Annotated in this window: 17 protein-coding genes and 2 pseudogenes; 4 read left to right on the top strand and 15 right to left on the bottom strand. The window is 61.4% G+C overall.

Annotated elements, in window-relative coordinates:
• Positions 1-8: 8 nt before the first annotated feature.
• The 4 genes from ACYP2Q_RS16605 to ACYP2Q_RS16590 all read right to left on the bottom strand — a co-directional run bounded on the left by ACYP2Q_RS16605 (position 9) and on the right by ACYP2Q_RS16590 (position 15,659).
• Complete coding sequence (locus ACYP2Q_RS16605; protein WP_459731453.1) at positions 9-11,321, bottom strand: VCBS domain-containing protein; 11,313 nt, start codon at positions 11,319-11,321, stop codon at positions 9-11.
• A gap of 153 nt (positions 11,322-11,474) precedes the next feature.
• On the bottom strand, positions 11,475-12,770 hold the full coding sequence (locus ACYP2Q_RS16600) for an OmpP1/FadL family transporter (RefSeq protein WP_459731452.1): 1,296 nt from the start codon (positions 12,768-12,770) through the stop codon (positions 11,475-11,477).
• Positions 12,771-12,932: 162 nt separating this feature from the next.
• A complete protein-coding gene (locus ACYP2Q_RS16595; protein ID WP_459731451.1) occupies positions 12,933-13,598 on the bottom strand; it encodes a DUF3313 domain-containing protein in 666 nt (221 codons plus the stop codon).
• 132 nt (positions 13,599-13,730) lie between these two features.
• A complete protein-coding gene (locus ACYP2Q_RS16590; RefSeq protein ID WP_459731450.1) occupies positions 13,731-15,659 on the bottom strand; it encodes an alkyl/aryl-sulfatase in 1,929 nt (642 codons plus the stop codon).
• Between the two features lie 530 nt (positions 15,660-16,189).
• Here ACYP2Q_RS16590 and ACYP2Q_RS16585 point away from each other — a divergent pair.
• Positions 16,190-16,459 carry a hypothetical protein gene (locus ACYP2Q_RS16585; protein ID WP_459731448.1) on the top strand — a complete coding sequence of 90 codons (270 nt, stop codon included), beginning with the start codon at positions 16,190-16,192 and terminating at the stop codon, positions 16,457-16,459.
• Positions 16,460-16,470: 11 nt separating this feature from the next.
• On the opposite strand, the gene ACYP2Q_RS16580 is transcribed toward ACYP2Q_RS16585, so the two are convergent.
• Positions 16,471-16,791 carry a YceK/YidQ family lipoprotein gene (locus ACYP2Q_RS16580; RefSeq protein WP_459731447.1) on the bottom strand — a complete coding sequence of 107 codons (321 nt, stop codon included), beginning with the start codon at positions 16,789-16,791 and terminating at the stop codon, positions 16,471-16,473.
• 272 nt (positions 16,792-17,063) lie between these two features.
• Between ACYP2Q_RS16580 and ACYP2Q_RS16575 the strand changes: the two genes are divergently transcribed.
• Positions 17,064-17,837 carry a ParA family protein gene (locus tag ACYP2Q_RS16575; protein ID WP_459731446.1) on the top strand — a complete coding sequence of 258 codons (774 nt, stop codon included), beginning with the start codon at positions 17,064-17,066 and terminating at the stop codon, positions 17,835-17,837.
• A 95-nt stretch (positions 17,838-17,932) separates the two neighbouring features.
• Here ACYP2Q_RS16575 and ACYP2Q_RS16570 read toward each other — a convergent pair whose 3' ends face one another.
• Both ACYP2Q_RS16570 and ACYP2Q_RS16565 read right to left on the bottom strand, forming a co-directional pair.
• Positions 17,933-18,142, bottom strand: a complete 210-nt coding sequence (locus tag ACYP2Q_RS16570) for a hypothetical protein (protein ID WP_459731785.1) — start codon at positions 18,140-18,142, stop codon at positions 17,933-17,935.
• A gap of 92 nt (positions 18,143-18,234) precedes the next feature.
• Positions 18,235-18,940 (bottom strand): annotated as a pseudogene (locus tag ACYP2Q_RS16565) (Rossmann-fold NAD(P)-binding domain-containing protein); the annotation flags it as partial.
• A gap of 15 nt (positions 18,941-18,955) precedes the next feature.
• Here ACYP2Q_RS16565 and ACYP2Q_RS16560 point away from each other — a divergent pair.
• Positions 18,956-19,315, top strand: a pseudogene (locus ACYP2Q_RS16560) (TetR/AcrR family transcriptional regulator); the annotation flags it as partial.
• A 46-nt stretch (positions 19,316-19,361) separates the two neighbouring features.
• Here the strand turns inward: ACYP2Q_RS16560 and ACYP2Q_RS16555 are convergent.
• The 8 genes from ACYP2Q_RS16555 to ACYP2Q_RS16520 all read right to left on the bottom strand — a co-directional run bounded on the left by ACYP2Q_RS16555 (position 19,362) and on the right by ACYP2Q_RS16520 (position 25,331).
• A complete protein-coding gene (locus ACYP2Q_RS16555) occupies positions 19,362-19,646 on the bottom strand; it encodes a hypothetical protein (protein ID WP_459731445.1) in 285 nt (94 codons plus the stop codon).
• 201 nt (positions 19,647-19,847) lie between these two features.
• Positions 19,848-20,078 carry a hypothetical protein gene (locus ACYP2Q_RS16550; protein WP_274075992.1) on the bottom strand — a complete coding sequence of 77 codons (231 nt, stop codon included), beginning with the start codon at positions 20,076-20,078 and terminating at the stop codon, positions 19,848-19,850.
• 136 nt (positions 20,079-20,214) lie between these two features.
• Positions 20,215-20,436 carry a hypothetical protein gene (locus ACYP2Q_RS16545; protein WP_459731443.1) on the bottom strand — a complete coding sequence of 74 codons (222 nt, stop codon included), beginning with the start codon at positions 20,434-20,436 and terminating at the stop codon, positions 20,215-20,217.
• 72 nt (positions 20,437-20,508) lie between these two features.
• On the bottom strand, positions 20,509-21,528 hold the full coding sequence (locus ACYP2Q_RS16540; RefSeq protein WP_459731442.1) for a DNA topoisomerase IB: 1,020 nt from the start codon (positions 21,526-21,528) through the stop codon (positions 20,509-20,511).
• 75 nt (positions 21,529-21,603) lie between these two features.
• Positions 21,604-22,683 (bottom strand): molybdenum ABC transporter ATP-binding protein, encoded by a 1,080-nt coding sequence (modC, locus tag ACYP2Q_RS16535; RefSeq protein WP_459731441.1) that lies wholly within the window; start codon positions 22,681-22,683, stop codon positions 21,604-21,606.
• A 3-nt stretch (positions 22,684-22,686) separates the two neighbouring features.
• Entirely contained in the window at positions 22,687-23,367 is a 681-nt protein-coding gene (gene modB, locus ACYP2Q_RS16530; RefSeq protein WP_459731440.1) for a molybdate ABC transporter permease subunit, read from the bottom strand.
• A complete protein-coding gene (modA, locus tag ACYP2Q_RS16525) occupies positions 23,368-24,135 on the bottom strand; it encodes a molybdate ABC transporter substrate-binding protein (RefSeq protein WP_459731439.1) in 768 nt (255 codons plus the stop codon).
• A gap of 131 nt (positions 24,136-24,266) precedes the next feature.
• The gene (locus ACYP2Q_RS16520) at positions 24,267-25,331 is read right to left on the bottom strand and encodes an NAD(P)H-dependent flavin oxidoreductase (protein WP_459731438.1); all 1,065 of its coding nucleotides are present in this window, start codon (positions 25,329-25,331) and stop codon (positions 24,267-24,269) included.
• Between the two features lie 119 nt (positions 25,332-25,450).
• Here ACYP2Q_RS16520 and acuI point away from each other — a divergent pair, with 119 nt between their 5' ends.
• Positions 25,451-26,434: an acrylyl-CoA reductase (NADPH) gene (gene acuI / locus ACYP2Q_RS16515; RefSeq protein ID WP_459731437.1), complete on the top strand. Its 984-nt coding sequence runs from the start codon at positions 25,451-25,453 to the stop codon at positions 26,432-26,434.
• Positions 26,435-26,511 lie beyond the last annotated feature (77 nt).

Raw genomic sequence — 26,511 nt, 5'->3', positions numbered from 1 at the left:
CGAACACTTCAATTACCCCGGCTGTCGGGACGCAGGCGTTGGGCGGCGTTGCGCAGCTGTGCACTGAATCCACGGGCCGGGCGTTGCTCCTGACGCGGCTCCTGATGCTGCTCCGTTTGCGCCGGGCCACGGGTCAGTTCCGCCGGATCAATGGCGAACAGCGACGGATCGCTGAGCAGGCCGTCGGCACTCAGGCCAATGCGGCCGTGGCGGCCGAGTATCCAGGTCATTTCCGTTTCGGCATCGAGCCTGCTCTGGCGCACCGCATCGGCAACGTACTGGCCCGGCACCAGGCCCAGGCCATTGCCCAGGGACTCGCTGAGGAATTCGCCGTTGGACGCCAGGCGCAAATTGCTGCCGTCGGCGTTCCAGGTGGAAAGTTCAAGGGCCAGCGCGGCGCGTTCGACCACCGGGGTGACGAAGACCGCCGGCACAGGGTCAGGCAGCAGCAGGCTGCCGTTGCGGTTGCCCGTATCACGGTCGAAGAAATTACCCTGGGGTGCCGGAATGAACGGCGTGGCGACATCCAGAAGGATCACCAGTTCGGCCTGGTCGGTGGCGCCGTTGATGTCACTGATGGTGTAGGTGAATACATCCCGCAGCACCTGGCCCAGGCCCGCGGCGGCGAGCACCTGCGGATTGCTCTGGTCGATGGTGTAGGTGTAGCTGCCATCGGCATTGAGCACCAGGGTGCCGTAGAGGCCACGGATCGGCTGACCGATCACGCCCGCCGTACCGCTGTCGTCCTCGGCGCCGGTGCGGATGCCGACCACATGCAGGTGGTCATTGCCATCCACGTCGCTGTCATTGGGCAATACGTTGCCGGTGACCTGTGGCGCGGGGACCTGGTCGCTGGCGGTGGCGCTGTCGTTTTGCGCCACCGGGTTGTCGTTGGCGCCCTGGATGACCACGGTCAGGCGCGCATCCGAGGTGGCGCCGGCGGTGTCGCGCATGCGGTAGGTGAAGGTTTCGCTGAGGGTTTCACCCGCCGTGCGCAAGGCCTGGACAGTAGGATTGCTGTTGTCAATCAGGTAGGTGTAGCTGCCGTCGGCATTGAGGATCAGTTGCCCGTAGCGACCGGTGAGGATTTGCCCTGCGCTTGCGGATTGGCCGTTTTCGCCGGTGACGGACTGCACCTGTTTGCTCTCGCCATTGGCCACGCTGTCGACGTCGCTGTCGTTACCCAGCACATTGCCCGTGGCGTTGCTGCCCGGCGTGCCGTTGGCCACGCCGCCGGCCTCGATGGCGGTGGACAGGTCGTCCTGGGCGATGGGCGTGTCATTGCTGCCGTCGACGGTGATGCGCAGTTCGGCGACGCTGGTGGCGCCGAAGAAGTCGGACAAGGTGTAGCTGAACACGTCGGTCAGGGTCTGGCCGCTCTGGCGCAATGCCTGCACCACCGCGAGGTTGTTGTCCACCGTGTAATGCCAGCTGCCATCGGCGTTGAGCAGCAGGTCGCCGTAGAGGCCGCGCAAGGTGGTGCCGACGGTACCGCTGGTGCCGGTCTCGGCGAGGCCGCCGGTGTGAATCGCGGTCACCGTGAGGACATCGTCTTCAACGTCGGTATCGTTGCTGATGACATTGCCGCTGGGGTCGATGCCGGGCTGGCTGTTGTTGAGGCCGCCGGCTTCCACCGCCGTGCCTTCATCGCCGTTGGCCACGGGGGCCGAGTTGCGCCCGCGGATGATGATCTGAATCTCCGCCAGATCGGTTTGTCCGCCACGGTCGGTGATCTGGTAGGTGAAGCGCTCATTGAGGAACTGCAGCGGTCCAAGCGCCAGGACGGTGGGGTTGTTAGAGTCAACGATGTAGGTGTAGCTGCCATCGGCGCCGATGATCAACTGGCCGAACAGGCCGTTGACCAGGGTGCCGTTGCTGCTGTCGGTCGCCGCGTTGACCAGCGCCAGGCTGCCGCCGGCGGCTTCGGTGCCGGCGCGGATGCCGGTGACGATCAGGCTGTCGCCTTGGTCGACGTCGGTGTCGTTGGGCAGGACGTTGCCGGTCGGGTTGATGGCGTTGCCTTTGCCGTTATCGGCTACCGCCAGCGCTATATCGTTGGCCGCCACGGGCGCATCCCAGGCGCCGTCGATGCGGATGCTCAACTGGGCGATGTCGGTGGCACCGGCGGTGTCGCGCATCCGGTAGGTGAAGGTTTCCACCAGCGAGTCGCCGACCTTGAGGGCCTGGATCGCCGCCAGCGTGTTGTTGATCACATAGCTGTAGGTGCCGTCGGCATTGATCGTCAGGGTGCCGTACAGGCCATTGAGGCTTTGGCTGCCGGCAAACGCGGTGAAGGTGCCGCCCGCGGCTTCAGTGCCGCCGCGAACGTCGGTGACGGTCTTGGTGTCGCCGGAATCGATGTCGCGGTCGTTGGTCAGGACGTTGCCCGACGGATTGACGCCAGGCGTGCCATTGAACGTCCCGCCAGCCTCGACGGCCACCGTGCTGTCGTCCTGGGCCAGTGGGTTGTCATTGGCGCCGACGATGACGATGGTCAGGGTGGCGTTGTTGGTGGCACCGAAGAGGTCGCGGGTGCGGTAGGTGAAGGTTTCCGTCAGCGTATTGAGCGGGGTGCGCAGGGCCTGGACCCGCAGATTGCTGTTGTCGACCACGTAGGTATAGGTGCCGTCGGCGTTGAGCAGCAGTGTGCCGAATTGACCCTTGAGGCCGTTGCTGAAGGTGCCGAAGGAGTTGCCCTGGTTGAACTCGATGACGCTCAGGGTTTCGCCGTTGCCGTCGACATCGCTGTCGTTGTTGAGCACGTTGCCGCTGGGGTTCAAGCCCGGCCGGTCGTTGTTGAGGCCGCCGGCTTCGCTGGCCAGGTTGAAGTCGTTGCGGGTATTGGGCGTGTCGTCGCGCCCGGTGATCGTAATGTTCAGGTTGGCCCGGTCTTCGGCGCCGCTGGCATCGATCACCGAATAGTTAAACAGGTCGTTCAGGGTGTCGCCGAAGCGCAAGGCCTGGACCTCGGCCATGTTGTTGTCGAGGCGATAGCTGTAGCTGCCGTCGGCGTTCAGGGTCAGCCAGCCATAGGTGCCGCGCAGTTCGCTGCCCAGGGTGCCGGCAGTGCCGGTGGCGAGCTCGTCGCCGGTGCGAACGCTGGACACTGCCCTGGTTTCACCGTAGTCATGGGCCGGCAGGTCGCCGGGCACTTCGCCGCCGTCGACGTCGGTGTCGTTGTCCAGCACATTGCCGGTCGGGTCCTGGCCGGGACGGTTGTTGTTCAAGCCACCGGCTTCGATGGCGTCGGCGGTGTCATTGGCGGCGACCGGCGTATCGTTGCGGCCGCGGATCAGCACGATGATTTGCGCCGTGTCGGTTTCCGTTGCCCCTGGGACATTGTCGCTGATGGTGAAGATGAAGCGCTCGAACAACAGGTCGCTATTGGTACGCAGTGCCTGAACGTCGACGTTGTCATTGTTCACTGCATAGCTGTAGCTGCCATCCGGGGCAATCGTCAGCGTCCCGTATAAACCGACGACAGTAGTGCCACCGACGTTCACCACGGCTACTGCACCGAATTCAGGCTGAATCAGGGTGACCGTCAACGGGTCGCCGTCCGGATCGGTGGCATTGACCAGGGCATCTCCGGAAGGGTCGACCCCCGGTGTCGTGTTGTTGAGGCCACCGGCTTCGACGGCCAGGCCCACCACCAGTTGACCCACGGGTGGATCGTTGACCCCGTGCACGGTGATGACCAGTTGCGCGGTGTCAGTCAGGCCGTTGATATCGGTGATGCGATAGGTGAAGACATCGCTCAGGGTCTGTCCCTGCTGCAGCCCCTGGACCAAGGCGTTGGTGCTGTCGACATCATAGAAAAACGAACCGTCGGCACCGATGCGCAAGTTGCCGAACTGGCCGGCCACCAGGGTGCCATTGGCCTGAGTGGTGTTCGCAAGGACGCCGCTCAAGGCATCGACGGCCGGGTTGTAGGTGGCTTCGGTTTTGTTGATGACGCCATCGACCCGCAGCTGGGTATTGGGTCGGTCGACTGAGTCGACGTCCTGGTCGATGCCGTTGCCGCCGGCCTGGTCGATGGTGCCCGGCCGGCTCGGGAACAGAATGACGTTGCCGGTCGGGTTGCTTTCCGGCGCTATGCCGTTGGTCGGGGCTGCCTGGGCCTCGGCGGCGTCGTCGCTGGCCACGGGGTTGTCGTTGCTGCCCTGGATCACGATGCGCAACTGCGCCACGTCGTCGAGGTCGCCGGCATCCGTGACCCGGTAGCTGAAAAACTCCACCAGTTGCTCGCCCGGGCTCAGGCGCTGCACCGTGAGGTTGTTGTCGGCGATCACGTAAGTGTACGAGCCATTGGCATTGATGGTCAGGGTCCCGTATAGCCCATCGATCGGCTGGTCGATTGTTTTAAAATCTCCCGCTCCTGCCTCCGCCACCGCACGGATGCCCGTCACGGTACGGGTTTCACCATTGGCGACGCTGTCCACGTCGGTATCGTTGGTCAGTACGTTGCCGGTGGCAGGGCTGCCGCCAGAGGCATTGGCTATTCCACCGGCTTCGACAGCGACACCGTCGTCATTGACGCCGACCGGGGTGTCGTTGGCGCCCTGGATGGTCACCGTCAGGGTGGCTGTCGAAGTGGCATCCGCGAGGTCGGCGAGCACGTAGTCGAAGCGGTCGAGCAAGGTCTGCCCCGACAGGCGCAAGGCCTGCACGGCGGCATTATTGTTGTCGACCACGTACTGGTAGGCACCGTTGCTGCTCACCAGCAACTGGCCGTAAACGCCATTGATCACCGTCACGTCAGCGATGGATGTCTGGGCGCCGCCTTGCGGTCCGGCCGATAGCACCCGAATTTGATCAGCATTGGTGGCGATGTCGACGTCGGTGTCGTTGCTCAGCAGGTTGCCGCGCGGGTCGATCCCGATCACCGAGTTGTTGGTGCCACCGGCTTCGAGGGCGGTGGCGGCGTCGTTGGCCGCAACCGGGGCGTCGTTGACCGCGGCGAGGATGATTTGCAGGCTATCAACATCGGTCAAGGCATCACCGGCGCCGCCTGGCAGGCCGTCGCCGTTGGCATCGCCATAGTTGCCCTGGTCGTTGCTGGTGACGGTCAGGGTGTCGGTGCCGTTGAAGTTGGCGTTGCCCAGGTAAAACAGGCCGGCCAGGGCCGTGTTGACGTTGGCGAGGGTGCCGGTGAGAGTCAGGGTCGCGGAATTGGCGCCGCCGACGGTGACGCCGGGTACTGCGGCGCCGAGCAACAGTGTGCCTCTGGTCACTTGCAGCGTCACCGTGATGTTGCGGTCGTTGACGTTGGGATCGCGGTCGACGTCGATGTCCGCGACGCTGATGCCGGCGATGGCCAGCGCCACATCTTCCTGGCCGTTGCGGGTGTCGGGAAGGGTATTGACCGGCGCATCGTTCTGTTCGACATAACCGGCGTCGGCACTTTGCGTGGCGGCATCGCCCAGGCTGATGGTGATCTGGCCGAGGGTGCCGGCATCGGTGTCGACCCGCACACGCAAGTCGCCCAGGGGCTGCGGGTAGCTGACCAGGCCGGCCGGCACGTCGATGCGGAATACGCCCAGGGGCAGCACGCCAAAGTGGTATTGGCCGTTGGCGTCGGTGACGGTGCTGAACTGCAGGTTGTCGGCCGTGGTGGCCAGGTTGCCGTCGAGCCCGGCCCAGGTCAGGGTCACGGTCTGCCCGGCCAGGCCGGCGCCGTCGGGGGTGGCGCTGGCGGTGGGTGAAGCGGTGTCGTTCCACAGGGTCCCGGTGATGACGCCGAGCCCGGCGTTGTCGCGCAGGATGTACTGGTTTGGGCCTGCGGTGCTGCCGGTACGCTCGCCATTGACGGTACCGTCGATGCCGACAAAGTTGCCGCCCCAGCTGGTGAAGTCTTCGGGCAGGCTGCTCCAGGTCAGGGTCGCATTGCTGCTGGCGACGATGGCGGCATTGGGCAGGGTGACCTGGTAGCGCACCTGAATCTGTGCGCCGACGTCCAGTTGATCGAAGTTCACGCTCACACCGCCCGTGGTGCTGAACGTCACGCCAGCGGGCAGGTTGCCCGGGCCAAAGGTGGTGCCGTTGATGGTGACACTGACCAGGGTGTAGTTGCTGCCGCCGGCGAAACTGTCGCTGACTTGCGCATCGAAGGCCGGCAGGCCGCCGTTCTGGGTGAAACTCAGTTGCACTGTGGCGCTGCCGCTGGTGCCAGCGGGGTTGGGATCGAAGGCGACGATCTGTTTGTCCAGGCCGCTGAAGCTCGGTTCGACGATGCGCTCGATTACCGTGTCGCTATTGGCACGGCCTGCGCCGTTGACGATTTCATGGGCCGAGACGGCCAGTTGGGCACCCGCGACATTGCTGGCGACGTTGGTCACCCGCACGTTGAACTCGATGGAGATGCCTTCCAAGTCGGCGTCGTCGCCGTTGCCGTTGACCACGTTGCCGAAGTTGAAGGTCACCACCTGGCTGCCATCGGCATTGGTGACGACCGTCAGACGGCTCGGGTCAAAAATGCCTTGCGGCGCCAGGCCCGAGAGGTCGGGGGTAATCGGCAGCGCTTCGGGGCTGTTCTCGTTGCCATTGATGTCGAGGGTACCACCTACGATCAGGTTGGCATCGCTGACCAGGCCGCCGTTGGAAATGAAGGCAATGCGCAAGGCGTTGACCAGCGCATCGGGGGAGATGAACTCCAGGCCGTTGGCCAGGGTGATCTGGATCTGGTAGTTGGGGTTGTTGCCCTCTGGCACCAGCACCACCACGCGGTAGCGGATCACTTCGCCGATGGTCACCTGCTCGGTCGGGGCCGTGGTCGGCGCCGGCGCGGCGGTGTCGGGCAGGCCGCCGACCCGGGAGATCTCGATGGCCTGGGCCACGGGGACGATCAGCGTGGAAATGTTGCGATAGTCATTGAGCGTGCCGCCGTTGAGCGGACCATCGACCCCGGTACGCTCGCCGGCCTGCGGGCCGTCGAGGCTGGTCCATTGCACGGTGGCGACGTTGGCGAAGTTCGACTGCGCGGCCGCCGAGGCATTCACCACCCCGGTCAGGCTCAGCACGATGCTGCCACCCTTGGCGATGTCGATGTTGGCACCGTTGACGGTGCGCAACTGGCCACCGACCAGTTCGAAGTCGACGCCACCGTTATTGGTTGCACCGTTCTGATAGAACACGCCGACCAGGGTCACGTTGTCGAGCTGGGTCGGCAGATTGTCGAGGAAACTGATGTCGAAGGCGCTGAAGTCGCTGCCACCGGCACCGTTGCTGATGGTGATGGTAAAACTGACCGTGTCACCCTGGTCGTAGCCGCCGACGCCGGCAGTGGACGTCAATACCTGGGAGACCTGCAGCGTCGGCTCACGGATGATCACGGTGGGCTGGCCGCCGCTGATGGCGACAGTGCGGTCCACGGCAACGGCGCCATTGGGCGTGTCGCTGTCGGGGTCGCTGAAGACGAGCTGCGCGTTGTTTTGCAGAGACAGGTTGGCCTGGTTGCCGATGACGTTGTCGGCTACCAGCTGCAGGCGGATCACGAAGGTGTTGTTACCGGTCTGGTTGTCCGCCGACACACTGGAAACACTGAAGGTCCAGCGCGCATCGGCGCCATCGACTGCGGTGCCGTTGAACGCGCCGATCACCACGCTGCCGGCAAAGTCGGCACCCAGGGCGCCGCTGCCGGCGCGGGTGGTGATGATCTGGTAACCCAGGCCGCCGTTGAAGCTGGTGTCCAGGCGCATGCCCGGTGGAATCAGGTCATCGATGCGCAGGTTCTGCGTGCTGCCTTCGGGCAGTGTCACGACGATGTCGTAGCGCATGCTTTCGCCGATCACCAGGTCGCTGCCGGTGGTGTGGCTGGCACTGGAATCGCCGTTGTCCAGGCTGCCGTCGGCGAAGACCTTGCTGATGACCGGCGCCGCGACTTGCTGGTTGGCCAGGTCGCTGAGGTCGGTGGGGGTGAAGTCGCTGCCTTCGTTGACGCTGGCGTAGTTGCTCAGGGTCGCGCTCGATTGCAGGGTACGGCTGGCTTCAATGGTGCTGCTGACCAGCACGTCATAGCTGATCACCACCAGATTGGCGCCGCTGATATCGGCCGCGGTGCCGCTGCGCCCGGCGAGCAGGGTGGCCTGGCCGCCCGCGTCGAGGAAGGTGATCTGGTTGCCGCTGACGCTGTAATCGACGCCTGGCACCAGGGCGGTGCCGTCGCCCCGGTAAATCTGCAGGTTGGCCGCCGCCAAGTTACCGCCGACAAAGCTCAGTCCGGAGGGCAGGGTGATGCTGGTGATGACGTCGTACGCGCCGCCGCCGCCGGTGTTTTCCAGCGCAGTGACCAGGCGCAGGCTATCGCCACCGTCGATGTTGACGATATTGCCGTCGACGGCCGCAAGATCAGTGACGCTACCATTGAAGGGCACCCCGGTGCTGCCCGGCGGGTTCCAGCTGCCGGTGGTGTTGCTGACGCTGCCATTGGTACCGGAGACCACGCCGTGCTTGATGTTCAGCACAGGCTCGGCCACCGACACAATGGCCACCACGTCCGAGGAAATCAGCGTGCGGTCGGTGAGGGTGGTTTGCTGGGTCGATTGCGCCAGCACGTCGAGGGAGCGCTGGTCGGCGAACGGCTGATCGCCCACTCGCACGCTGAAACGGATGACGATGCGGCTGCCCGCGGTGTCCGGGGTGGCAAAGCTGCCGAAGTCGAACACCAGCGAGTTGCCGACGCCGCTGGTCACACTGATCACACCGCCGGCATTGGTATTGCCGGGGCCGATCTGCCATTGGCCGACGTCACTGCCCACGGTCCAGGTAATGCCGGTGACGTCGAACAGCGGCAGCGGCAGGTAAGCGGTGAGCTTGAACTGCTCGTAGTCGCCGGTGACCAGGTCATAGCTGAGCTCGAAGGTCACTTCATCGCCGGGGCGCAGTTCCCCGGTGGCCGGCGGCGTGCCGTTGTTCACTTCGACCAGGTTGATGTCGACGTTGCTGGTGGGAATCACGCTGGTGGTGGCGGAGGTGTCTGTTTCGCTTTGGCCGGTGAGGTTGAAAATATCCTGCAGCAGGGTGCCGTCGACCACCGCCGAGTTACCCAATTCGTCGCCTTCGTTGATGTCCGGCTGCGGGTTGCCCGATGGCGGCTTGTAGGTCTGGCCAACGATGGCCGAATAACTGAGCACCGCCAGCACCGCGCCTTCGATGCGGTCATCGAAGGCCAGGTCGCCGTTGAGCCAGCCGCGCACATTGAAAAAGGCATTGCGCAGGGACTGGCCGATATCGAAGGCCATTGAGGTGCTGCCGTCGGCATTGTTGACCACGGTGGTGACGAGGGTGATGGTTTGCGCCACACCGTTGATGGTGACGGTCATGGTCGGCGTGCCAGCCAGGGCCTGGCCGTCGCTGAGCTGGTCGCGCACGATCAGCTGGCCTTCGTTGAAGAAGTCCTTGCCGAAGGCGAAGTAGTCGGAAATTGCCAGGTCGAGGTTGTACTGCAACGTATCGCCGGGGGTGATGCCGGTGTGGCCGATGTCGGTCTGCAGGGTCGCGGTCTTGAGCAGGGTGATGGATTTGGCGATGAACTCGGTGGGGCGCCCTGTGCCGCTGAAGTCGATGGTGGTGTTTGGTGCCGTGACGTCCCGGGAGTCCAGCGGCACCCATTGACCGCTGCCGGTCGGGGCGCCGAGGGTGATGTTGACCGCGTCGCCGGTGACCGGGTTGATGACCGGTGCACCATTGGCATCGACTTCCGGTACATAGAACGCCACCAGGGTATCGGTCTTGCCGGTCAGGCTGGCGTATTCCACAGTGAAGGAATTGATGTAGACGTTGTCGGCGGCAATCAGCGCGGCGATTTCCGTCGCGTTGGTCACTACCCTGCCGTCGTGCAGGGTGATCGAGGTCAAGCGTCCGCCGGCGGCGGGGGTAATCGCGGTGACTTGCACGTTGTCCGGCAGCGGCTGGGTAATCACCACGTTCGACAGTGTCTGGCCCGGGGCCGGCGTCGCGCTCAGCGTCAGGGTGCGGCCAAAGTTGGGGCCGGTCGCGGTTTCGCCCTCGGGAGTGTTGAGGGTTTCATCGAAGGTAATGATGGTCGGGTGCACCACAAACGCAGCGGTGCCGGCCTGGATCAGGCTGGGGTCGTTGAGCGGGTTGTCCAGGGCATCGTTGCCGAACTGGAAGCCGCCGCTGGCGCGCAGGGTCAGGTCGGGGCTGCCGTCGGAGAAACTGGTGTCGGCCAGGTTGCTCAGGCTGGCGTTGATCTGCACCGAAATCACCGGTTGCTGGTTGGTGACGCTGGCGAACGGCAGTTCAATGACCACCAGTTGATCGCCAGGGCGCATGCCGTAGGTCGAGGCGTTGATGATCAGGAAGTTGCCGTTGGCGTCCTTTGCCAGGGGATGGGTGGCGTTGCCGGAGGCATCGAAGGTCACCAGGTGGGAGATCAGGTTCTGGCCAAGGTAAGTGGCGGAGATGAAGTTCACCCCATCGTCGCCGTCCTTGCCGGTGGTCGGGATCGCCAGGTTGATGAAGGGCGCGAAACCGGCCTGGGTGGAGGTGTTGCTGAAATCCACGGTGAAGCTGAAGTTATCGCCCAGCAGTACGTCGCTGCCAGCGGTGGGCAGGTTGGTGGTAGGCGCCGCGTCGGCGAGCAGGCCGTCGAAGCCGGCCATGGCGAAGCTGCTGATGGCGATGCTCTTGTCGATGTCGCCGACCCGGGTTTCCAGGGTCCAGTCGCCACCGGCGCGGGTGCTGCCGGTGTCATTGCTGGAAGCGGCCACGTCGGCACCGGTCCAGCGCGCCAGTTCGGCGACCAGGGTTTTACCGGCCGCCCCGGCACCGACATCGCAGCCATAGAGCTGGATATCCGCGCCCTGGGTCAGGTTGTTGCGCCATTGATCGAGGGTCTGGCCGAGCTGGTCGACGTTATCGGCATTGACGGTGCGGTTGCCGAGGGTGAATTGCCCGGCGCTACCGTGGGACATGACCTGGATCGAATCGACCTTGCCCAGTTGCGCCAGCGCCGCAGAGATCGCTGCCAGGCCGTCTTCGCCGGGATTGACCACGATGGCGGTGACGTTACCAGGCAACTGGGCGACCAACTGCTCACGGTTTTCGAGGCGGCTGTCGAGCACCAGTAGCGTTCGAGCGGCTGACGGCGCCTGTTCAGTGGCCGGATGGCCCTCGTTTGGCGTCGCATGGGGAACATCGACTGTGGCCGGGGCAGGCAGGGTACCGGCCGGATCATTCTGATGCTGATCCACGGCGGCAGAAGCCGCTGCGCCGTCGAACAGAATTCGGGGCTCCAGTGCGAGCGCCTGGCTTTGCGGACGCAAATGAGAGCTGGAAAAACCACGCTGCGACTCTTGCATACTGAATCCCTCAAGACAGGGTGAACTCATCCTTTGACACCCTCCCCACTATTGGGGACAGGTTCAGCGTAGGACTTTTCCTCGGTATTTCCAGATTTTTCAGCGATGATCGGACGATGTGCCACGCCCTAGCCCCGGGTTAGGGCGCCCGGGTCAAAAGCGCCAGGTGGCTCCGCCGCCAATGATGTGCAGGGCCGAATTGCGATAGGAGCCCGAAAGGGTTTCTCCCGAGCGTGATTTGGTTTGTTCGACGTCCATGTCACCCATCCAGACCAATGTGTAGGCCGCGTGCAGGTCCAGCCCCTCATCAACTTTGTAGTTGACCCCGGTGGCCAGGCGCCAGGCTTCCCCCATGGGGTTGTCGACGGTGCGATCCTTGTCGTCCACCGCCGAGCTGTCGTAACCAACGCCCATGCTCCAGCGCAGCTTTGAGGTCGCCTGGTATTGCGCTCCGAGCGAGGCATGCCAGGTGTCTTTGTATTGGCGGTCGGCGGTACGGCTGACGTCGGCGGCATTGGCGTCGACCTCTACACCAATGTCGCCGAACTCGCTCCAGTCCTGCCAGCCGAGACTGCCCAGCAACTTCCATTGCGGGTCGAGATCGTGCGCGATGCTGAGCAGTACTGTCTGTGGCACCGACATGTCCAGTTCCAGGGAGTCGACATCCAGGCGACGCAACGCGGCGTTGATGATCGGGTTGTCGACCTTGCGCACGCTGGGGCTGTCTTTGAACTCCAGGTCGATCTTGCTGGTATAGGCTAGGCCTATCCGGGTGCGTTCATTCAGCCGATAGAGCAGGCCGAGGCTAACCCCGGTGCCGACATCGGTGTCCTTGTATTCCAGTTGCCCATCAGGGCTATCGCGTAGCCCGAGCAGATTGTTGTTGATCGCGGTCTCGTTTCGGTAATAGGCGTACATGATGCGTGGACCGATGCCGATCGAGAGGTCGTCGGTGAACTTGTGCGCGAATGTTGGCTGGAAGGACACACCGATGATTGCGGCCTCCTGGTTGAAATAGCGGCCAGCCCAGTCATCGTCGTAATCCAAGGCCAGACCGAAGTTACCGTACATGCCGAAGCCGATCGCCGAGCGTTCATCAATCTGATGGCTGATAAATAAGCTGGCGCCCGGCAGATATTGCAAGGCATTGCCGCCTTCATTGCCGTCAAACTGGTTGTTATTGTCGCGAGAGAAACCCAGATCGCCAAGAATGACCTGCGCATTGGCGCTGATCTGGGTGCCAGCCAATTCCGTAAGACCCGCCGGGTTACTCATCAGTACGCTGGGGTCTGTCGCCAGCGCAGCGGCACCCGCGTTGGCCAGGCCGTTACCTTCCTGTCCCGCCTCGTAGATCAGGATGCCACCGGCCCAGGCATTGCCAGCGAGCAGACTCAATCCGAGAGCCAAGGCAGATAAATGAGACCGGCGTGTCTGGTTGTTTTGATGCATTGCGCGTCCTCTGCAAAACCGTCAGGCAATGAGGGGAAGATTCATTGCCGAACTCATAAAGCTCCTGGCGGGAAACGACCAACAGTGCTGCACTTGCTTGATCTGACCGCCTCAAAGGTAGTGGGCAGTTTCGCAAGACAAACCTGTTGGCCGAATCAAGCACTACTTGGTTTTAAGCTGTTTGTAGGAATTGACGATGTCTTGCGCCCAGATATCGAGCACCGCCTTGAAGTCTTTGGCTTGCACGACTTCCGAGGAGTTTTCCAGATCGGCACCTGCGCCTTTGCGAACCATCTTGGCAACTACCTTGTTGTCGCCACCATCGAGAAACGCGGCTTCAGTGGCCAGGCTGGTGTCCTGGTCGCGGATGCCGGTCGCCGCACTGACGCCGGCAGCGACCAAGGCGATCGGGATAATCTCGTAGGGACGCAGCCCCTTGGTCTTGGCGCTGACGGCTGTAATGGCCGGACGCACAACCAATACTCCCGGCCCCGGGCCAGTAGCCAGCGGAAGCTCCCTGGCAAACGCATTTTTCAAGGCCTGATCGTAATACTGCGTAATGCCATTAAGGCTGCTCTGCGGGATTTTCTCGGTCGCTTGTGGTTGGGGGTACAACTGGCTACGTTCGACGTAAACGCTGGTAAAGCGACTCACGTCCACTTTCGGGTCAATCCAGCGCATGACGTCCGCACCGGATGGTGATTTCTCCTCTTTCAGAACGCTGTAGTCCTTCAAAAAGCCTGAGTACTGCTCAGGATCGACGTAGGGACTAGCACAACCAGCTAGCGCCAGCGTCATTACACATGCTGCGAAAGATTTCATCTGCATAAAAGCTCCGGAGGGATCTGTGAAGGCCATAAGAAGCGTCGTCGGCAAGTCAGAATGACGGCAGCTTTTCAAGCGCTGCCGTCTTCTGAGAACTTGCTCTATGGACGGTACAATCCCTTAGAAATTGATCCGTTAAGGCGTCACGATGTTGAACCAGAAATCGAAGTTATCCATATAGGACACCAGCTCTTCCAGCTTGCCTTGCGCCCCGTCTATCTTGATATCCCCCGAGGCCAGCGCATCTTTCAATGACGTCTCTTTCAGCACGATCTTGTTCAGCGTGTCGCGGGTCAGGGTCACCTTCGCATCGGCATCTTTTGCTTCAACACCTTCGGTGTGGTTGAGCACGCCATTCTCCATCTCCACCGAGTATTTCTGCTTGAGGTCGGTGAAATCGAAGTTGAGCGATAGACGTTTGCCCTCGGCTTTTGGCCCGTTCAAGCGCATGGCCAGGAAGTCAAAGAACAAGTCCAGGTCCATGGCCCGCACCGTATCCGGGCTGGCAGTATCGGGTGTCGGCAGCTTCATCACGCCTTCGCGCAGTTCCTTGGCGCCGGTGAGATAGAAGTTGCGCCATGGCCCGCTTTCGGCCTGGTAGCCCAGTTGCTCCAGGGCATCGGCCTGCAGGTTCTTCGCCGCCTGGTTGCTCGGGTTGGCGAAGACCACGTGGTTGACGACTTCGGCGACCCAGCGGAACTCGCCCTTGTCGAAGTACTCCTTGGCTTTCTTGAGCACAGCTTCTTCGCCGCCCATCATCTCCACATAATGCTTGCCACCTTCTTCCGGTGGCAGTTCATTCAGCTGCGCCGGGTTACCGGTAAACCAGCCCAGGTACAACACGTAGGTGGCCTTGACGTTGTGGTTCACCGAACCGTAGTAGCCACGGTTGGAGAATTTGTTGGCGATCTCCTTGGGCAGTTTGAACTGCTCGGCGATCTCGACCATGGTGTAGCCCTTGTTGATCATCCGCAGGGTTTCGTCGTTGATGTAGCGGTACATGTCGCGCTGCGAAGACAGCTGCTCACGCACCTCCTTGTTGCCCCAGACCGGCCAGTGGTGCATGGCATACATCACCTGGACATCGTCGCCCCACAACTTGAGCGCCTCGTTAAGGTATTTCGACCATGGCAGTGGTTCGCGGATCTTTGCGCCGCGCAGCGAGTAGGTGTTGTGCAGGGTATGTGTGGAGTCTTCGGCGGTGTTGAGCGCTTTCTTTTCCTTGATGTAATAGAGCATTTCCGCGGGCGCTTCACTGCCAGGCGCGTACAGAAACTGATAGGTCAGGCCATCAATGACACGGGTTTCGCCGGTCTCTTTGATGATGTCGGTCGGTGGGATCAGCGTCACCGTGCCCGCTGAGGTCGTGGTGCCCAGGCCTGCACCCAACTGGCCGGTCGGGGCGGGAGGTAGCAGGTTGCCGTACATGTAGCTGGCACGACGACTCATGGCCGTGCCAGCCATGACGTTTTCGGCTACCGCATGCTCAATGAATCCAAGGGGGGCATAAACCTTCACCTTGCCGGCTTTCACATCTTCTTCATTGATTACGCCGCGCACACCACCGTAGTGGTCAACGTGACTGTGGGTGTAAATCACCGCCACGACGGGCTTTTTCGGCCGATGCTGATAGTAGAGATCGAGTGCCGCCTTGGCGGTTTCCGCGGAAATTAGCGGGTCGAAGATGGTGATCCCATCCTTGCCTTCGACGATGGTCATGTTTGACAGATCGTAGTTGCGGACCTGATAGATACCGTCGGTAACCTCGAACAGGCCGGAAATGTTGATCAGCTGGGACTGGCGCCAGAGACTGGGGTTGGTGGTGTCCGGAGCCTCTTCACCTTCCTTGATGAAGGCGTATTTGGCAGGGTCCCAGATCACATTGCCCGAGGCGCCCTTGATGACAGTCGATGGCAGGGGTGCGATAAACCCTTTATGCGCCAGCTCAAAGGACGTTTTATCGTTGAACGGCAGCTCCTTGAGCAACGCATTGTTAGCCGCCTTGGTTGCCTGCGAGGCGGGTTTCGCTTTCTCTGCATCGGCTGCGATCGCGTTAGTGGCCAATGCAATGGCTGCAACGAGTGAGCAAAGAGTTCCGGCTACTTTGTGGGGGCGCCATTGGCCTTTAAGTGGGGTGTGCCTCTTCGATTGTATCTCGTGATTCATCGATCAGTTCCTTCTAGTGGCAATACGCTGTACCCGAAGTGGTATTAGCAGGCTCAATTGAAAATAGTAGGAATCTAAAAAATTTCGAGTGATACAGGTCAAGTCAGGCTATCGAGGGCGGAATAAAAGTGGGGTAATTTACGGACTAAATCGGTAGTACGAATAGCCTGGCTTGAACATCTTAGGGCGTGCCGGTTCGATTCCGGCTTGGGCACCATCCTGAATCAAGGGTTGCGGGCGAAAGCTGATGCAAACCCTTGTTCGTTTCTGGTCCGCAATTCACTTGGTTGCGTAACCCTTTCCTCTTTCCCTGCCGAGTGTCGGTCACATGCTGTCCAGACGCGCTGCCGCCTCGTCTTTGAACATGGGCGTCTGGAGGGTAGGGATGGTTCAGCTACAGTTGATAGGTCAGCCACAAGGAGCCAGGTATGAGCATCACTGTTTGTGTCGTATGTCGCGAGAGTGCCGAGAAAGCCTTTCCGGTAGGCAGTTTTGATGAGTTTAAATGTCCGAACTGCGGTTACTACTCAGTCAATCGGCAACTGCTTGAGGAAATGGCGATAGCAAAGCAAGTCTTTGACACTGAGCGTACCCGGCAATACTTGAAGACCCAGCTTCGGGCAGACCCGGTACCAGCGATTACGCGTACCGAGGCTGCGAAGCATGAGTTGATTGCTGCGAAAACAATCCCGGGCTGAACGGCTTCTGGTCAGTATTGCTTTCTGCGAACCTTGATATCGCCTTGCTGATACTGCAGATAGCCGGTGTAGGGGAGGAGAATGGTGTCTGCGATGCCGGAAATTGCCAGGTCCATGGCAATTGTCGGTGCTGCCCAGTGCGAACCCGACCTGGGAGGGCCATCCAAATTACAGAACTGATAGGCAGCGCCACTGTAGACGCGGGGGATGGAGTAGCAATTTGACTTCCATTTGGCCAGGTTGTCGGCAGCGCCTTCCTCGTCGTTCAGCGTTTTGATCGTGCCACAACCTGATATTGCTACAGCGAAACAACCCGCTATCCATAGCTTCATACGTCACCTCCATTCCTTTGATGCGTGAATCATAACCTGTAGTTCAACCCGTCCGCCATTGAGCTGACTCTGTCAATCCGGGTAAGAGATCCATCGGGCTGCTGCTAGAGCTTAACTTGTCGAAAACAAGCCAGCGATCCAGCCCAAGGCTCTAATCCAGGGGTTGCGCCAACCACTGTCGTAATACTGTCATAATTCAGTCATAGAATTGACACGACTTCTTACACTTTCCCACAGTCGGCCTCTGGCCTTTTCATGGATGAACAAGTCCCATGCGTCGTGTCGTATTCAATCAGAAAGGCGGTGTCGGAAAATCCAGCATTGCCTGCAACCTTGCTGCCGTCAGTGCTGCCGAAGGCTACCGGACGCTGCTGGTTGATCTCGATCCCCAGGCTAACTCGACTCACTATCTTACCGGCCTGCTGAATGAGGACATTCCTGCGGGCATTGCCGATTTTTTCAAACAGACGTTGTCCAGCGGGTTCGAAGGCAGGAAGAATCGCGTGAATATCACCGGCACGCCTTATGCCAACCTCGACCTGGTGACGGCCAGTGCCGAGCTGTCTGACCTGCAGCCGAAGCTCGAGAGCAAATTCAAGGTCAACAAGCTGCGCAAGCTGCTGGTAACACTGTCCGAGGACTATGAGCGCATCTATATTGACACACCGCCGTCACTGAATTTCTACACCTTCAGCGCGCTGGTGGCTGCCGACCGATTGCTGATTCCGTTCGATTGCGACAGGTTTTCCCGCCAGGCGCTGTATCGCGTCATCGCCCAGGTGGAAGAGCTGCGTCTTGATCACAATGAATCACTGACAGTGGAAGGGGTGGTGGTCAACCAGTTCACCGGCCACACCGGCTTGCACCAGATGCTGGTTGATGAGCTGATGGCGGAAGGGTTGCCTGTGCTGCCGGTTTACCTGAGTAGCTCGGTCAAGATGCGCGAGTCTCACGAAATGTCGGTCCCCCTCGTGCATTTCGCCCCACGACATAAACTTTCGCTGGAATTCGCCAACTTGCTGGACGCCCTGGAGCGAGCCGCTTAAGTAAGTTCCTCGCATGAGGATCAAGGGTTTGCTGGCGAAAGCTAATGCAAACCCTTGTTTGTTTCAGCTATGTTCTATTGCTCTGCGTTGCGACATTACTCCTGTTTCTGATCACCGTTCAGGCCGGCCTTGCGACGATCGCTGCCGTTGGGATTGCCGACATCGATCAGTCTTCTTTCCAGCAAAATGGTTTGCAGGGCCTCGCGGTCTGACGGAGACATCTGATGTTCTCTCTCCTTGAGTTCAAGCAAGATCGGGCTGGACCACTGGCGATAGGTTTGTTCGGCATTACGAGTGGATGACATCGCTTCCTCCATGGGCTGATTTCCGCCAATCAAGACGCCTCGGTTCGATACGCAAGTGACCCTAGCCGAGGAAGGCCATTGTCGCCAATGCCTCACATCGGACGGGCCCAGGCACCCGTCGCAGCGGTGCGCCGGACGTAGTCACCGAAGTCTCGCGCCGGCCGGCCGGCCCAGCGCCCGTTGCACGCCGTCGGCGACCGCTGTATTGCGACCATCGAGCACGGTGGTGAACAGGTACATGACCAGGTCGATCAGGGCGGGGGGAAGTTGTTGCTGTTCCAGCGCCTGGCGATATTCTTCGGCCGGTACGGACATGAAGCCGATGTCGCGGTTTGTCGCGCCGGCAATCTCGGCGACGGCCTCGGCAAAGGTCAGCGCGCGTGGCCCGGTCAGTTCGTAGAGCTGAGCTGTATGTCCGGGTTGAGTCAGGGCCGCGACCGCGACGTCAGCGATGTCTTCTGCGTCGACAAAAGGCTCCGGGACCGGGCCGACGGGCAGGGCCAGTTCGCCTTGGAGGATCGGTTCGAGAAAGTGCGCTTCACTGAAGTTCTGGCAGGACCAGCTGGCCCTCAGCAAGGTCCAGTCGACACCACTGTTCTGCACCACGCTTTCCGCCTGTTGCGCCTCGATCTCCCCACGGCCGTACAACAGCACCAACTTGCGCACGCCCTGTTCAACGGCCTGGTCGGTGAATGCCTGGATCGTCTCCACGGCGCCTGGCACCGCAAGGTCGGGTTGATAGCAGATGTAGGCCGAGTGGGCGCCTTCGAGCACCGCGGCCCAGGTCGATCGATCGTCAGATTTCGATTGGAGGTCTTGGATGTGCAAGGATTACAGGCGGCCTATTCGACGTTGCTCGACCAGTATTACGACATCGTCGTGGCGACACCAGCAATGCGTGACATCTGGTCCGGCATGCAGGCCGACAAGCAACTGCTCGAGCTGGAACTGCAGGAGAGTCGAATCGCCGGCGCAATGCTTGCCCAGGCCATGCAGCGGGTAACCCCGGGCGCCGACGCCCGGCAACTGGCGGATTCGGCGTTTTTGATCTGGCACCTGGGCGAAGCGACCATGCGGCTGGCGGTATCGTCGGGGCCAGAGGAAGGGCGCAGGTTGGTGGAGTCCTTCAAGCGCATGTCACTGCAAGAAATCCTCGGGATGGTGCGCCATTGACCAGTAAGGATTGGGGTCGACGGGATCGGCCCCGATCTTGTTGCCTCTAGACAAATCCCTGCCCATGAAAACCCCGCGGCAGCCGTTGCAGGCCTGCCATGGCGGAAAGGCGCTCGATCCAGTCCTGGCGCCAGTCTATGAGCACATGAGGGGTTCTTGCCTTGCGTGTGGCGCGGCGGGCGGCGTTGCGTTCGCTCTTGCGCGCCTCTTTGTAAGCGTCGGTGTTGCGACAGCTTCTGCATTTGACCCGATTCAGTTCTCGGGTGGAGGTGAGGTTGTTGCCTTTGTGACCGCAGGCCAGGTGCCCGCTGATTTTGAAGTGGGTAACCATCTGAACGCCTCCTTCGTGGCGAGGTGAACATTGGACAACCCTGCTTTGCTGACGTTCGCCACTCTGGGGCGCAAAAAAATCCCAGCGCCGGACTGGGTTGGTGGGCAAGAATCGGAGAGACACATACACGCGGTGACGATAGCGTCGCCGGTCATGTGTCCCGCGTCAGGTCGTGTCTGTGCAGCGGTATCCGGATCGCAATCATCTGAACCGTGGCAGCGGCGGGTCGACTGGCCGCAGTGCCGACAGGGTGTTGCGGATCAACGGCGTATCCTTTTCGATGTCGTTCAGACGGTCACGGATCCTGAGCGCAGTCGGGTGTCCGCCTTGATGATCGACCCAGTCGGCGATTTCCTTGCAAGCTGCAGCCAGGCGAACCTGACGGGAGTCGAGCAGGGTGAGCAGGGTGGTGATGGACTCTTTTTCGGACATGGGGAACACCTCCGTTAAGAAACCTGAAGATTGGCAGTAAAAAAGCAAAGCCCGCCGCTAGCGGGCTTTCTACCGATGGGGCGCTGATCCTTCAGCCCTTTTCAGTATAGACCCGTAACCGCTTCGCGAATGTTCGTCAGCCTTGCCGGACCGTCATTTGTGATCGGGCGTTGAGCTGGCGACATACGTGTTGGGCATCGTGTTCAAGATCGTATCCGTCGCCGATGAAGCCATTGGTGCGAGTATCGGCAATGCGGTACCAGACGGCGGCGTCAGCGGGTTGATGCACGGTTTCTCCAGCCCGGCGTCCATGGATGATGATCTTGTTGCAACGCTTGACGACAAAAATGTCTTCCATGGCTTCACCGCAGCTGATTCGTGTACAGATCAACTATAGAAGCCATTTGCAATCGTGCAAAAAATAGGCAGGTCAGTTCGTCGCCTCAGAAGCCAGTTTCTCCAGCAACATCGCCAGTGCGACTTCCTCGGCCCGCAGGCCTTTACGCACCCTGGGCCTTGGCAGTTGCGCCAGGGCGCCGAGGGGGAAACCCTCGAGCACCGCCGGGTGGATGTAGCATTTGCGGCAGACTGCCGGGGTGTTGCCCAACTGCCGGGCGACGTCCTTGACCATCGCCACCACATGCTGCTTGGCCTGTGATTCGGGTTGCCACTCAAGCTCGCGCAAGACCGACAGGGCCAGTGCGCTGCCGGCCCAGGTGCGGTAATCCTTGGCGGTGAAGTCGGCGCCGGTCAGGGTTTGCAGGTAAGTGTTGACGTCGGCGGAAGTGATCGTGTGTCGCTCGCCGTTTTCATCGAGGTACTGGAACAGGTTCTGCCCGGGAATCTCCTGGCAGCGCTTGACGATCCGCGCCAGTCGTCGGTCCTTCACGGTAATTTGATGTTCGATGCCACTCTTGCCGCGAAACTGGAACAGGATCGCACTGCCGTTGACCTCCACATGCCGGTCGCGCAGGGTAGTCAGGCCGTAGGAGCGGTTGTCCCGGGCGTATTGGGCATTGCCGACACGGATCAGCGTCGCGTCGAGCAAGGTGATGACCGTGGCCATGACTTTGTCGCGACTGAAACCCGGTGCCTCCAGCAAGGCTTCCAGCTGTTTGCGCAATTTCGGCAGGGCCAGGCCGAAATCCCGCAGGCGCGAGTATTTGTCGCTGTCGCGCACTTCTCGCCAGCGCGGGTGATAGCGGTACTGCTTGCGTCCACGGGCGTCGCGGCCGGTGGCTTGCAGGTGGCCGCGCGGGTCGGCGCAGATCCACACGTCGGTGTAGGCCGGCGGGACCGCCAGGGCATTGATGCGCTGGATTTCCTGGGGGTCGACGATGCGTTGGCCCGAGGGGTCGAAATAGCAGAATTGACCGCGCAGTTTCCGGCGGGTGATGCCCGGCTGGGTGTCATCGACGTAATGCAGGTCACGGGGCAGTGCATCGGGCATGGCAATTGTCCTGGGCGAGGGATCGAGGGGCCGTTACAGCCATTGACCCCGCGCCGCGCCAGTCGTGCCCACGCGTTACGCCAGCACCGCCACGGCCTTGATCTGCGCCCAGAGCCGTTGGCCGGGTTGCAGGTTCAAGTGGTCCCGGGAATAGCGGGTGATGCGCGCCAGCAACGGGCTGCCCGCCGCATCCAGGCGTACCAGCACATGGGCGCTGTTGTCGGCGGGCATTTCACTGACCACCGTGACCGGCAGGCGATTGAGGATGCTGCTTTGCTCGTCACCGTGCAGGCTCAGGCTGACATCCCGCGCCTGGACCTTGCATCGCAATGCCTGGCCTGCGGCCATCGGCGTGTGAGTCACGCGAATGTTCAGGTCAGTGTCGGGCAGCTGCAACGTCAACAACTGGTAGTGGGCGTCATAGGCCGCGACATGGCCCTGGATCACCACGCCGGCGTCGTCACCCAGCGCCAGCGGCAAGTCGAGGCGTGCCAGGGTCTGGCCGATGGGGCCGCTGGCCAGCGCCTTGCCGTCGCTGAGCAGGACGATATGGTCGGCCAGTTGTGCAACCTCATCCTGGGAGTGGCTGACATAGAGCACCGGGATGTCCAGCTCATCGTGCAGGCGTTGCAGGTAAGGCAGGATTTCGCTTTTGCGTTGCGCGTCCAGCGCTGCCAGCGGTTCGTCCATCAACAGCAATGTGGGGCTGGTGAGCAGGGCGCGCGCCATGCCCACGCGCTGGCGTTCGCCGCCGGACAGGTGCTGCGGATGGCGATCGAGCAGGTGACTGATGCCCAACAGTTCGGTCGCGTGGGCCATGTCGACCCGGCGCTGTTGCCGGGGGATGCGCTTGAGGCCGAACTGCAGGTTGGCCAGCACCGACAGATGTGGAAACAGGCTGGCTTCCTGAAAAACGTAACCCAACGCGCGCTTGTGCGGCGCGACGAAAATCCCCTTGTCGCTGTCTTGCCACACTTCATCGTTGACCTGGATAAAACCCTGGTCGGCCCGTTCCAGCCCGGCGATGCAACGCAGGCAAGTGGTCTTGCCGGAACCGGAGTGACCGAATAGCGCTGTTACCCCGCGGCCGGGCAACTGCAGATCGACATCGAGGGCGAACCCCGAATAGTTCAACTTCAGGCGCGTGTTAATCATCGATCAGCTCCAGCCTGCTTTGGTTTTACGGCTGGAGTACAGCGCCAGCAACACCGCAAAAGAGAACACCAGCATGACCCCGGCCAGCCAATGGGCCTGGGCATATTCCATGGCTTCAACGTGATCGTAGATCTGCACCGAGACCACTCGGGTCTTGTCGGGGATGTTGCCGCCGATCATCAGCACCACGCCGAATTCACCGACCGTGTGGGCGAAGCCGAGGATGGCGGCGGTGATGAAACCGGGGCGGGCCAGGGGCAGGGTGACGCTGAAAAAACTGTCCCAGGGACTGGCGCGCAAGGTCGCGGCCACTTCCAGCGGGCGGGTGCCAATGGCGGAAAAAGCGTTTTGCAGTGGCTGGACCACGAACGGCATCGAGTACAGCACCGAACCGATCACCAGGCCTGCAAAACTGAAAGTGAGGGTGCCCAGGCCCAGGGATTGGGTGAACTGGCCGACAAACCCGTGAGGGCCGAGCGCCAGCAACAGATAGAAACCAATCACCGTGGGTGGCAGCACCAGGGGCAGGGCGACGATCGCCCCGACCGGGCCGCGCAACCAGGATTGGGTGCGCGAAAGCCATAGCGCCAGCGGAGTGCCAACCAGCAACAGGATGACGGTCGTCAGGGACGCCAGTTTCAGGGTCAGCCAGATGGCGGAAAAGTCGGCACTCGATAGCGACATTTAGATCTGGTAACCATAGGACTTGATGATGGCCGCGGCTTTTGGCCCCTTGAGGTAGTCAACCAGTGCCTTGGCCGCCGCGTTGTCCTTGCCCTTGTTGAGGATGACCGCGTCCTGTTTGATCGGGTCGTGCAGGTTGGCCGGAACGATCCACGCCGAACCGCTGGTGATCTTGCCGTCCTTGAAGATCTGCGACAGGGCGACAAAACCCAGCTCGGCGTTGCCGGTGGACACGAACTGGTAGGCCTGGGTAATGTTTTGGCCTTCAACGATCTTGTCCTTGACCTTGTCGGTCAGGCCCTGCTTGGCCAATACCTGGGTCGCTGCCAGGCCATAAGGTGCGGCTTTCGGGTTGGCGATCGACAGATGCTGGTACTTGTTGTCGGCCAGCACTTTGCCCTTGTCATCGACGTAGCCTTCCTTGGCCGACCACAGCGCCAGCGTTCCGACAGCGTAAGTGAAGCGCGAGCCCTTGACGGCGTCGCCCTCGGCTTCAAGTTTTTGCGCGGTGGTGTCGTCTGCCGAGAGGAACACTTCGAACGGCGCGCCATTCTTGATCTGGGTGTAGAACTGGCCGGTGGCGCCGAAGGCCGTGACCAACTTGTGCCCGGTGTCCTTCTCGAAATCGGCGGCGATGGCCTGGATCGGCGCGGTGAAGTTGGCAGCGACAGCGACCTGCACCTCGTCCGCCTGGGCAGAGCCGAAGGCGAACACGGCGAGCAGGCTCGCGAGGCTCGTAGGGGCAAAACGTGAGGCGCGAAGGGTCATGAAACGGCTCCGTTACAGGCAGTGTTGCGAGGGGGTGATTCGTTATATAGCTGAATATATAGCGAAATGCCTTCAAACGGAATGCATTGCAGCGCGGTTATGGCGAGTGAGGTTGTCACTCGCCATGAACATCAGCGACGAAGCAATTTCGCCAGGCCTTCCTCGGCCAGGCGCCGGGTCAATTCGGCACTGCTCAACTCGACGCCCAGGGTAAACGCCTGGCCGGCCCAGAGATTGCTGAAGTCCGCCTCGCCTTTGGCGCGCAACGGCATCAACGCGCCGCCCGCGAGCGGGAAGCGCGGTGCCTGGGCGCTCATCGGTCCGAGCTCGCGCATCACCCGATTGAGAATCCCGCGCGCCGGGCGACCGGTGAAAATATTGGTGAGCGCCGTCTCGCTTTCCCTGGCGGTGCGCAATGCCTTGTGATGGGAGGCACTGACCTTGGCCTGCGGGGTGAACAGATAGGCCGTGCCCACTTGCACCGCCGATGCCCCCAACATGAACGCCGCCGCCACACCCCGCGCATCGGCTATGCCGCCAGCGGCAATCACCGGTACTTTCACCGCATCAACGACCTGCGGCACCAGGGCGAAGGTGCCGACCTGACTGCTCAGGTCATCAGTGAGAAACATGCCCCGGTGTCCGCCCGCTTCGTAACCCATGGCGATGATGGCGTCGCAGCCATGCTGTTCGAGCCAGAGGGCTTCTTCGACCGTGGTGGCCGAGGACAGCACTTTTGCCCCGGTGGCTTTCACCCGATCCAGCAGGGATTTCTCCGGCAGGCCAAAGTGGAAACTCACGACTTCGGGGCGCAACTCTTCGAGCACTTCGCAGGCGGCCTGATCGAACGGCGCGCGATTGGAGACCGGCGTCGGCGCATCGAAGTCGACGCCCAGTTCGCGATAATAGGGTTGCAGCAGGTTCTTCCAGTCCTGGGCGCGTTGCTCGTCGACGGGCGGTGGTTGATGGCAGAAGTAGTTGACGTTGATCGGGCGCTGGCACTGTTGGCGAATGCGCTTGAGCTCTTCACGCAATTGCTCGACGCTCAGCATGGCGGCAGGCATCGAGCCAAGGCCGCCGGCGTTGCTCGCCGCAATGACCATGTCGGCGGTGGTGGCGCCGGCCATGGGGGCCTGGATGATCGGCAGTTCGATCCCGAGCAGGTCAAGCAGGCGAGTATCTGGCCACTGGCTCATTTCAGGGTACTCCATCGTTGATAGCGGTCCATCATATTGGCTTAAAGTCGAGTACGGTATTTTTTTGCGATGTGGTATTTAATTCACACCACAACGGGTGATCTCACCAGGAGGCAGCAATGTTCCAAGGTATTTTGATCGACAAAGACGACAGCGGTTACCGGGCCACACTGCAACAGATCAATGAAGACCAGCTGCCCGAGGGCGATGTGACGGTGCGTGTGGCGTACAGCACGCTGAATTTCAAGGATGGCCTGGCGATCACCGGTAGCAGCCCGGTGGTGCGAAAATTCCCGATGGTGCCGGGGATCGACCTGGCAGGGACCGTCGAAACCAGCGGGCATCCGGACTACAAGGTCGGTGACAAGGTCCTGCTCAATGGCTGGGGGGTGGGCGAAGGGCATTGGGGTGGTCTTGCGCAAAAGGCCCGGCTCAAGGGCGATTGGCTGATTGCGCTACCCGAGGCGTTTACTGAAGCACAGGCAATGGCCATCGGCACGGCGGGCTACACGGCGATGCTGTGCATCATGGCGCTGGAACGCAATGGAGTGACGCCGGGCCAAGGCGAAGTCCTGGTTACCGGTGCCAATGGCGGTGTCGGCAGTTTCGCCATCGCGTTGCTGAGCAAGCTCGGCTATCGGGTGGTCGCTTCCACCGGTCGCCTGTCGGAGCACGAATACCTCAAGCAACTGGGCGCCAGCGAAATCATCGACCGTGCCACCTTGTCCGAGCCGGGCAAGCCCCTGGCCAAGGAACGTTGGGCGGCGGTCATCGATTCCGTGGGCAGCCACACCCTGGCCAACGCCTGTGCCAGTACCAGGTCCGAGGGTACCGTGGCTGCCTGCGGCCTGGCCCAGGGCATGGACTTTCCGGCCTCCGTCGCGCCTTTTATCCTGCGCGGCGTGACCTTGGCCGGGATTAACAGTGTGACCCAACCCAAAGCCCGGCGTGTGGAAGCCTGGGGGCGTTTGGCCAAGGACCTGGATTTCGATCTGTTGCCGCTGATCAGCCACGAAATCGGTTTGAGCGAAGCGATCGAAGCTGCACCGCGCCTGCTGGCCGGGCAATTGCGTGGGCGGGTGGTGGTGGATGTAAATCGCTGATCGGAAACGGTGCCGGCCACGGCTCAATGGCCAACACACAATATTGTAGGAGCCCGGCTTGCCGGCGAAGGCGTCCG

The sequence above is a fragment of the Pseudomonas sp. MHK4 genome, from assembly GCF_054600775.1.
Note: the sequence above shows the minus strand (reverse complement) of the source record. Positions and strands in the feature narration are given on the sequence as shown.

What these genes read in the sequence shown, in the direction of transcription:
- ACYP2Q_RS16605 (WP_459731453.1), bottom strand. Translation starts at nt 11,321, where the DNA reads ATGCAAGAGTCGCAGCGTGGTTTTTCCAGCTCTCATTTGCGTCCGCAA.
- ACYP2Q_RS16600 (WP_459731452.1), bottom strand. Translation starts at nt 12,770, where the DNA reads ATGCATCAAAACAACCAGACACGCCGGTCTCATTTATCTGCCTTGGCT.
- ACYP2Q_RS16595 (WP_459731451.1), bottom strand. Translation starts at nt 13,598, where the DNA reads ATGCAGATGAAATCTTTCGCAGCATGTGTAATGACGCTGGCGCTAGCT.
- ACYP2Q_RS16585 (WP_459731448.1), top strand. Translation starts at nt 16,190, where the DNA reads ATGAGCATCACTGTTTGTGTCGTATGTCGCGAGAGTGCCGAGAAAGCC.
- ACYP2Q_RS16580 (WP_459731447.1), bottom strand. Translation starts at nt 16,791, where the DNA reads ATGAAGCTATGGATAGCGGGTTGTTTCGCTGTAGCAATATCAGGTTGT.
- ACYP2Q_RS16575 (WP_459731446.1), top strand. Translation starts at nt 17,064, where the DNA reads ATGCGTCGTGTCGTATTCAATCAGAAAGGCGGTGTCGGAAAATCCAGC.
- ACYP2Q_RS16570 (WP_459731785.1), bottom strand. Translation starts at nt 18,142, where the DNA reads ATGTCATCCACTCGTAATGCCGAACAAACCTATCGCCAGTGGTCCAGC.
- ACYP2Q_RS16555 (WP_459731445.1), bottom strand. Translation starts at nt 19,646, where the DNA reads ATGGTTACCCACTTCAAAATCAGCGGGCACCTGGCCTGCGGTCACAAA.
- ACYP2Q_RS16550 (WP_274075992.1), bottom strand. Translation starts at nt 20,078, where the DNA reads ATGTCCGAAAAAGAGTCCATCACCACCCTGCTCACCCTGCTCGACTCC.
- ACYP2Q_RS16545 (WP_459731443.1), bottom strand. Translation starts at nt 20,436, where the DNA reads ATGGAAGACATTTTTGTCGTCAAGCGTTGCAACAAGATCATCATCCAT.
- ACYP2Q_RS16540 (WP_459731442.1), bottom strand. Translation starts at nt 21,528, where the DNA reads ATGCCCGATGCACTGCCCCGTGACCTGCATTACGTCGATGACACCCAG.
- modC (WP_459731441.1), bottom strand. Translation starts at nt 22,683, where the DNA reads ATGATTAACACGCGCCTGAAGTTGAACTATTCGGGGTTCGCCCTCGAT.
- modB (WP_459731440.1), bottom strand. Translation starts at nt 23,367, where the DNA reads ATGTCGCTATCGAGTGCCGACTTTTCCGCCATCTGGCTGACCCTGAAA.
- modA (WP_459731439.1), bottom strand. Translation starts at nt 24,135, where the DNA reads ATGACCCTTCGCGCCTCACGTTTTGCCCCTACGAGCCTCGCGAGCCTG.
- ACYP2Q_RS16520 (WP_459731438.1), bottom strand. Translation starts at nt 25,331, where the DNA reads ATGAGCCAGTGGCCAGATACTCGCCTGCTTGACCTGCTCGGGATCGAA.
- acuI (WP_459731437.1), top strand. Translation starts at nt 25,451, where the DNA reads ATGTTCCAAGGTATTTTGATCGACAAAGACGACAGCGGTTACCGGGCC.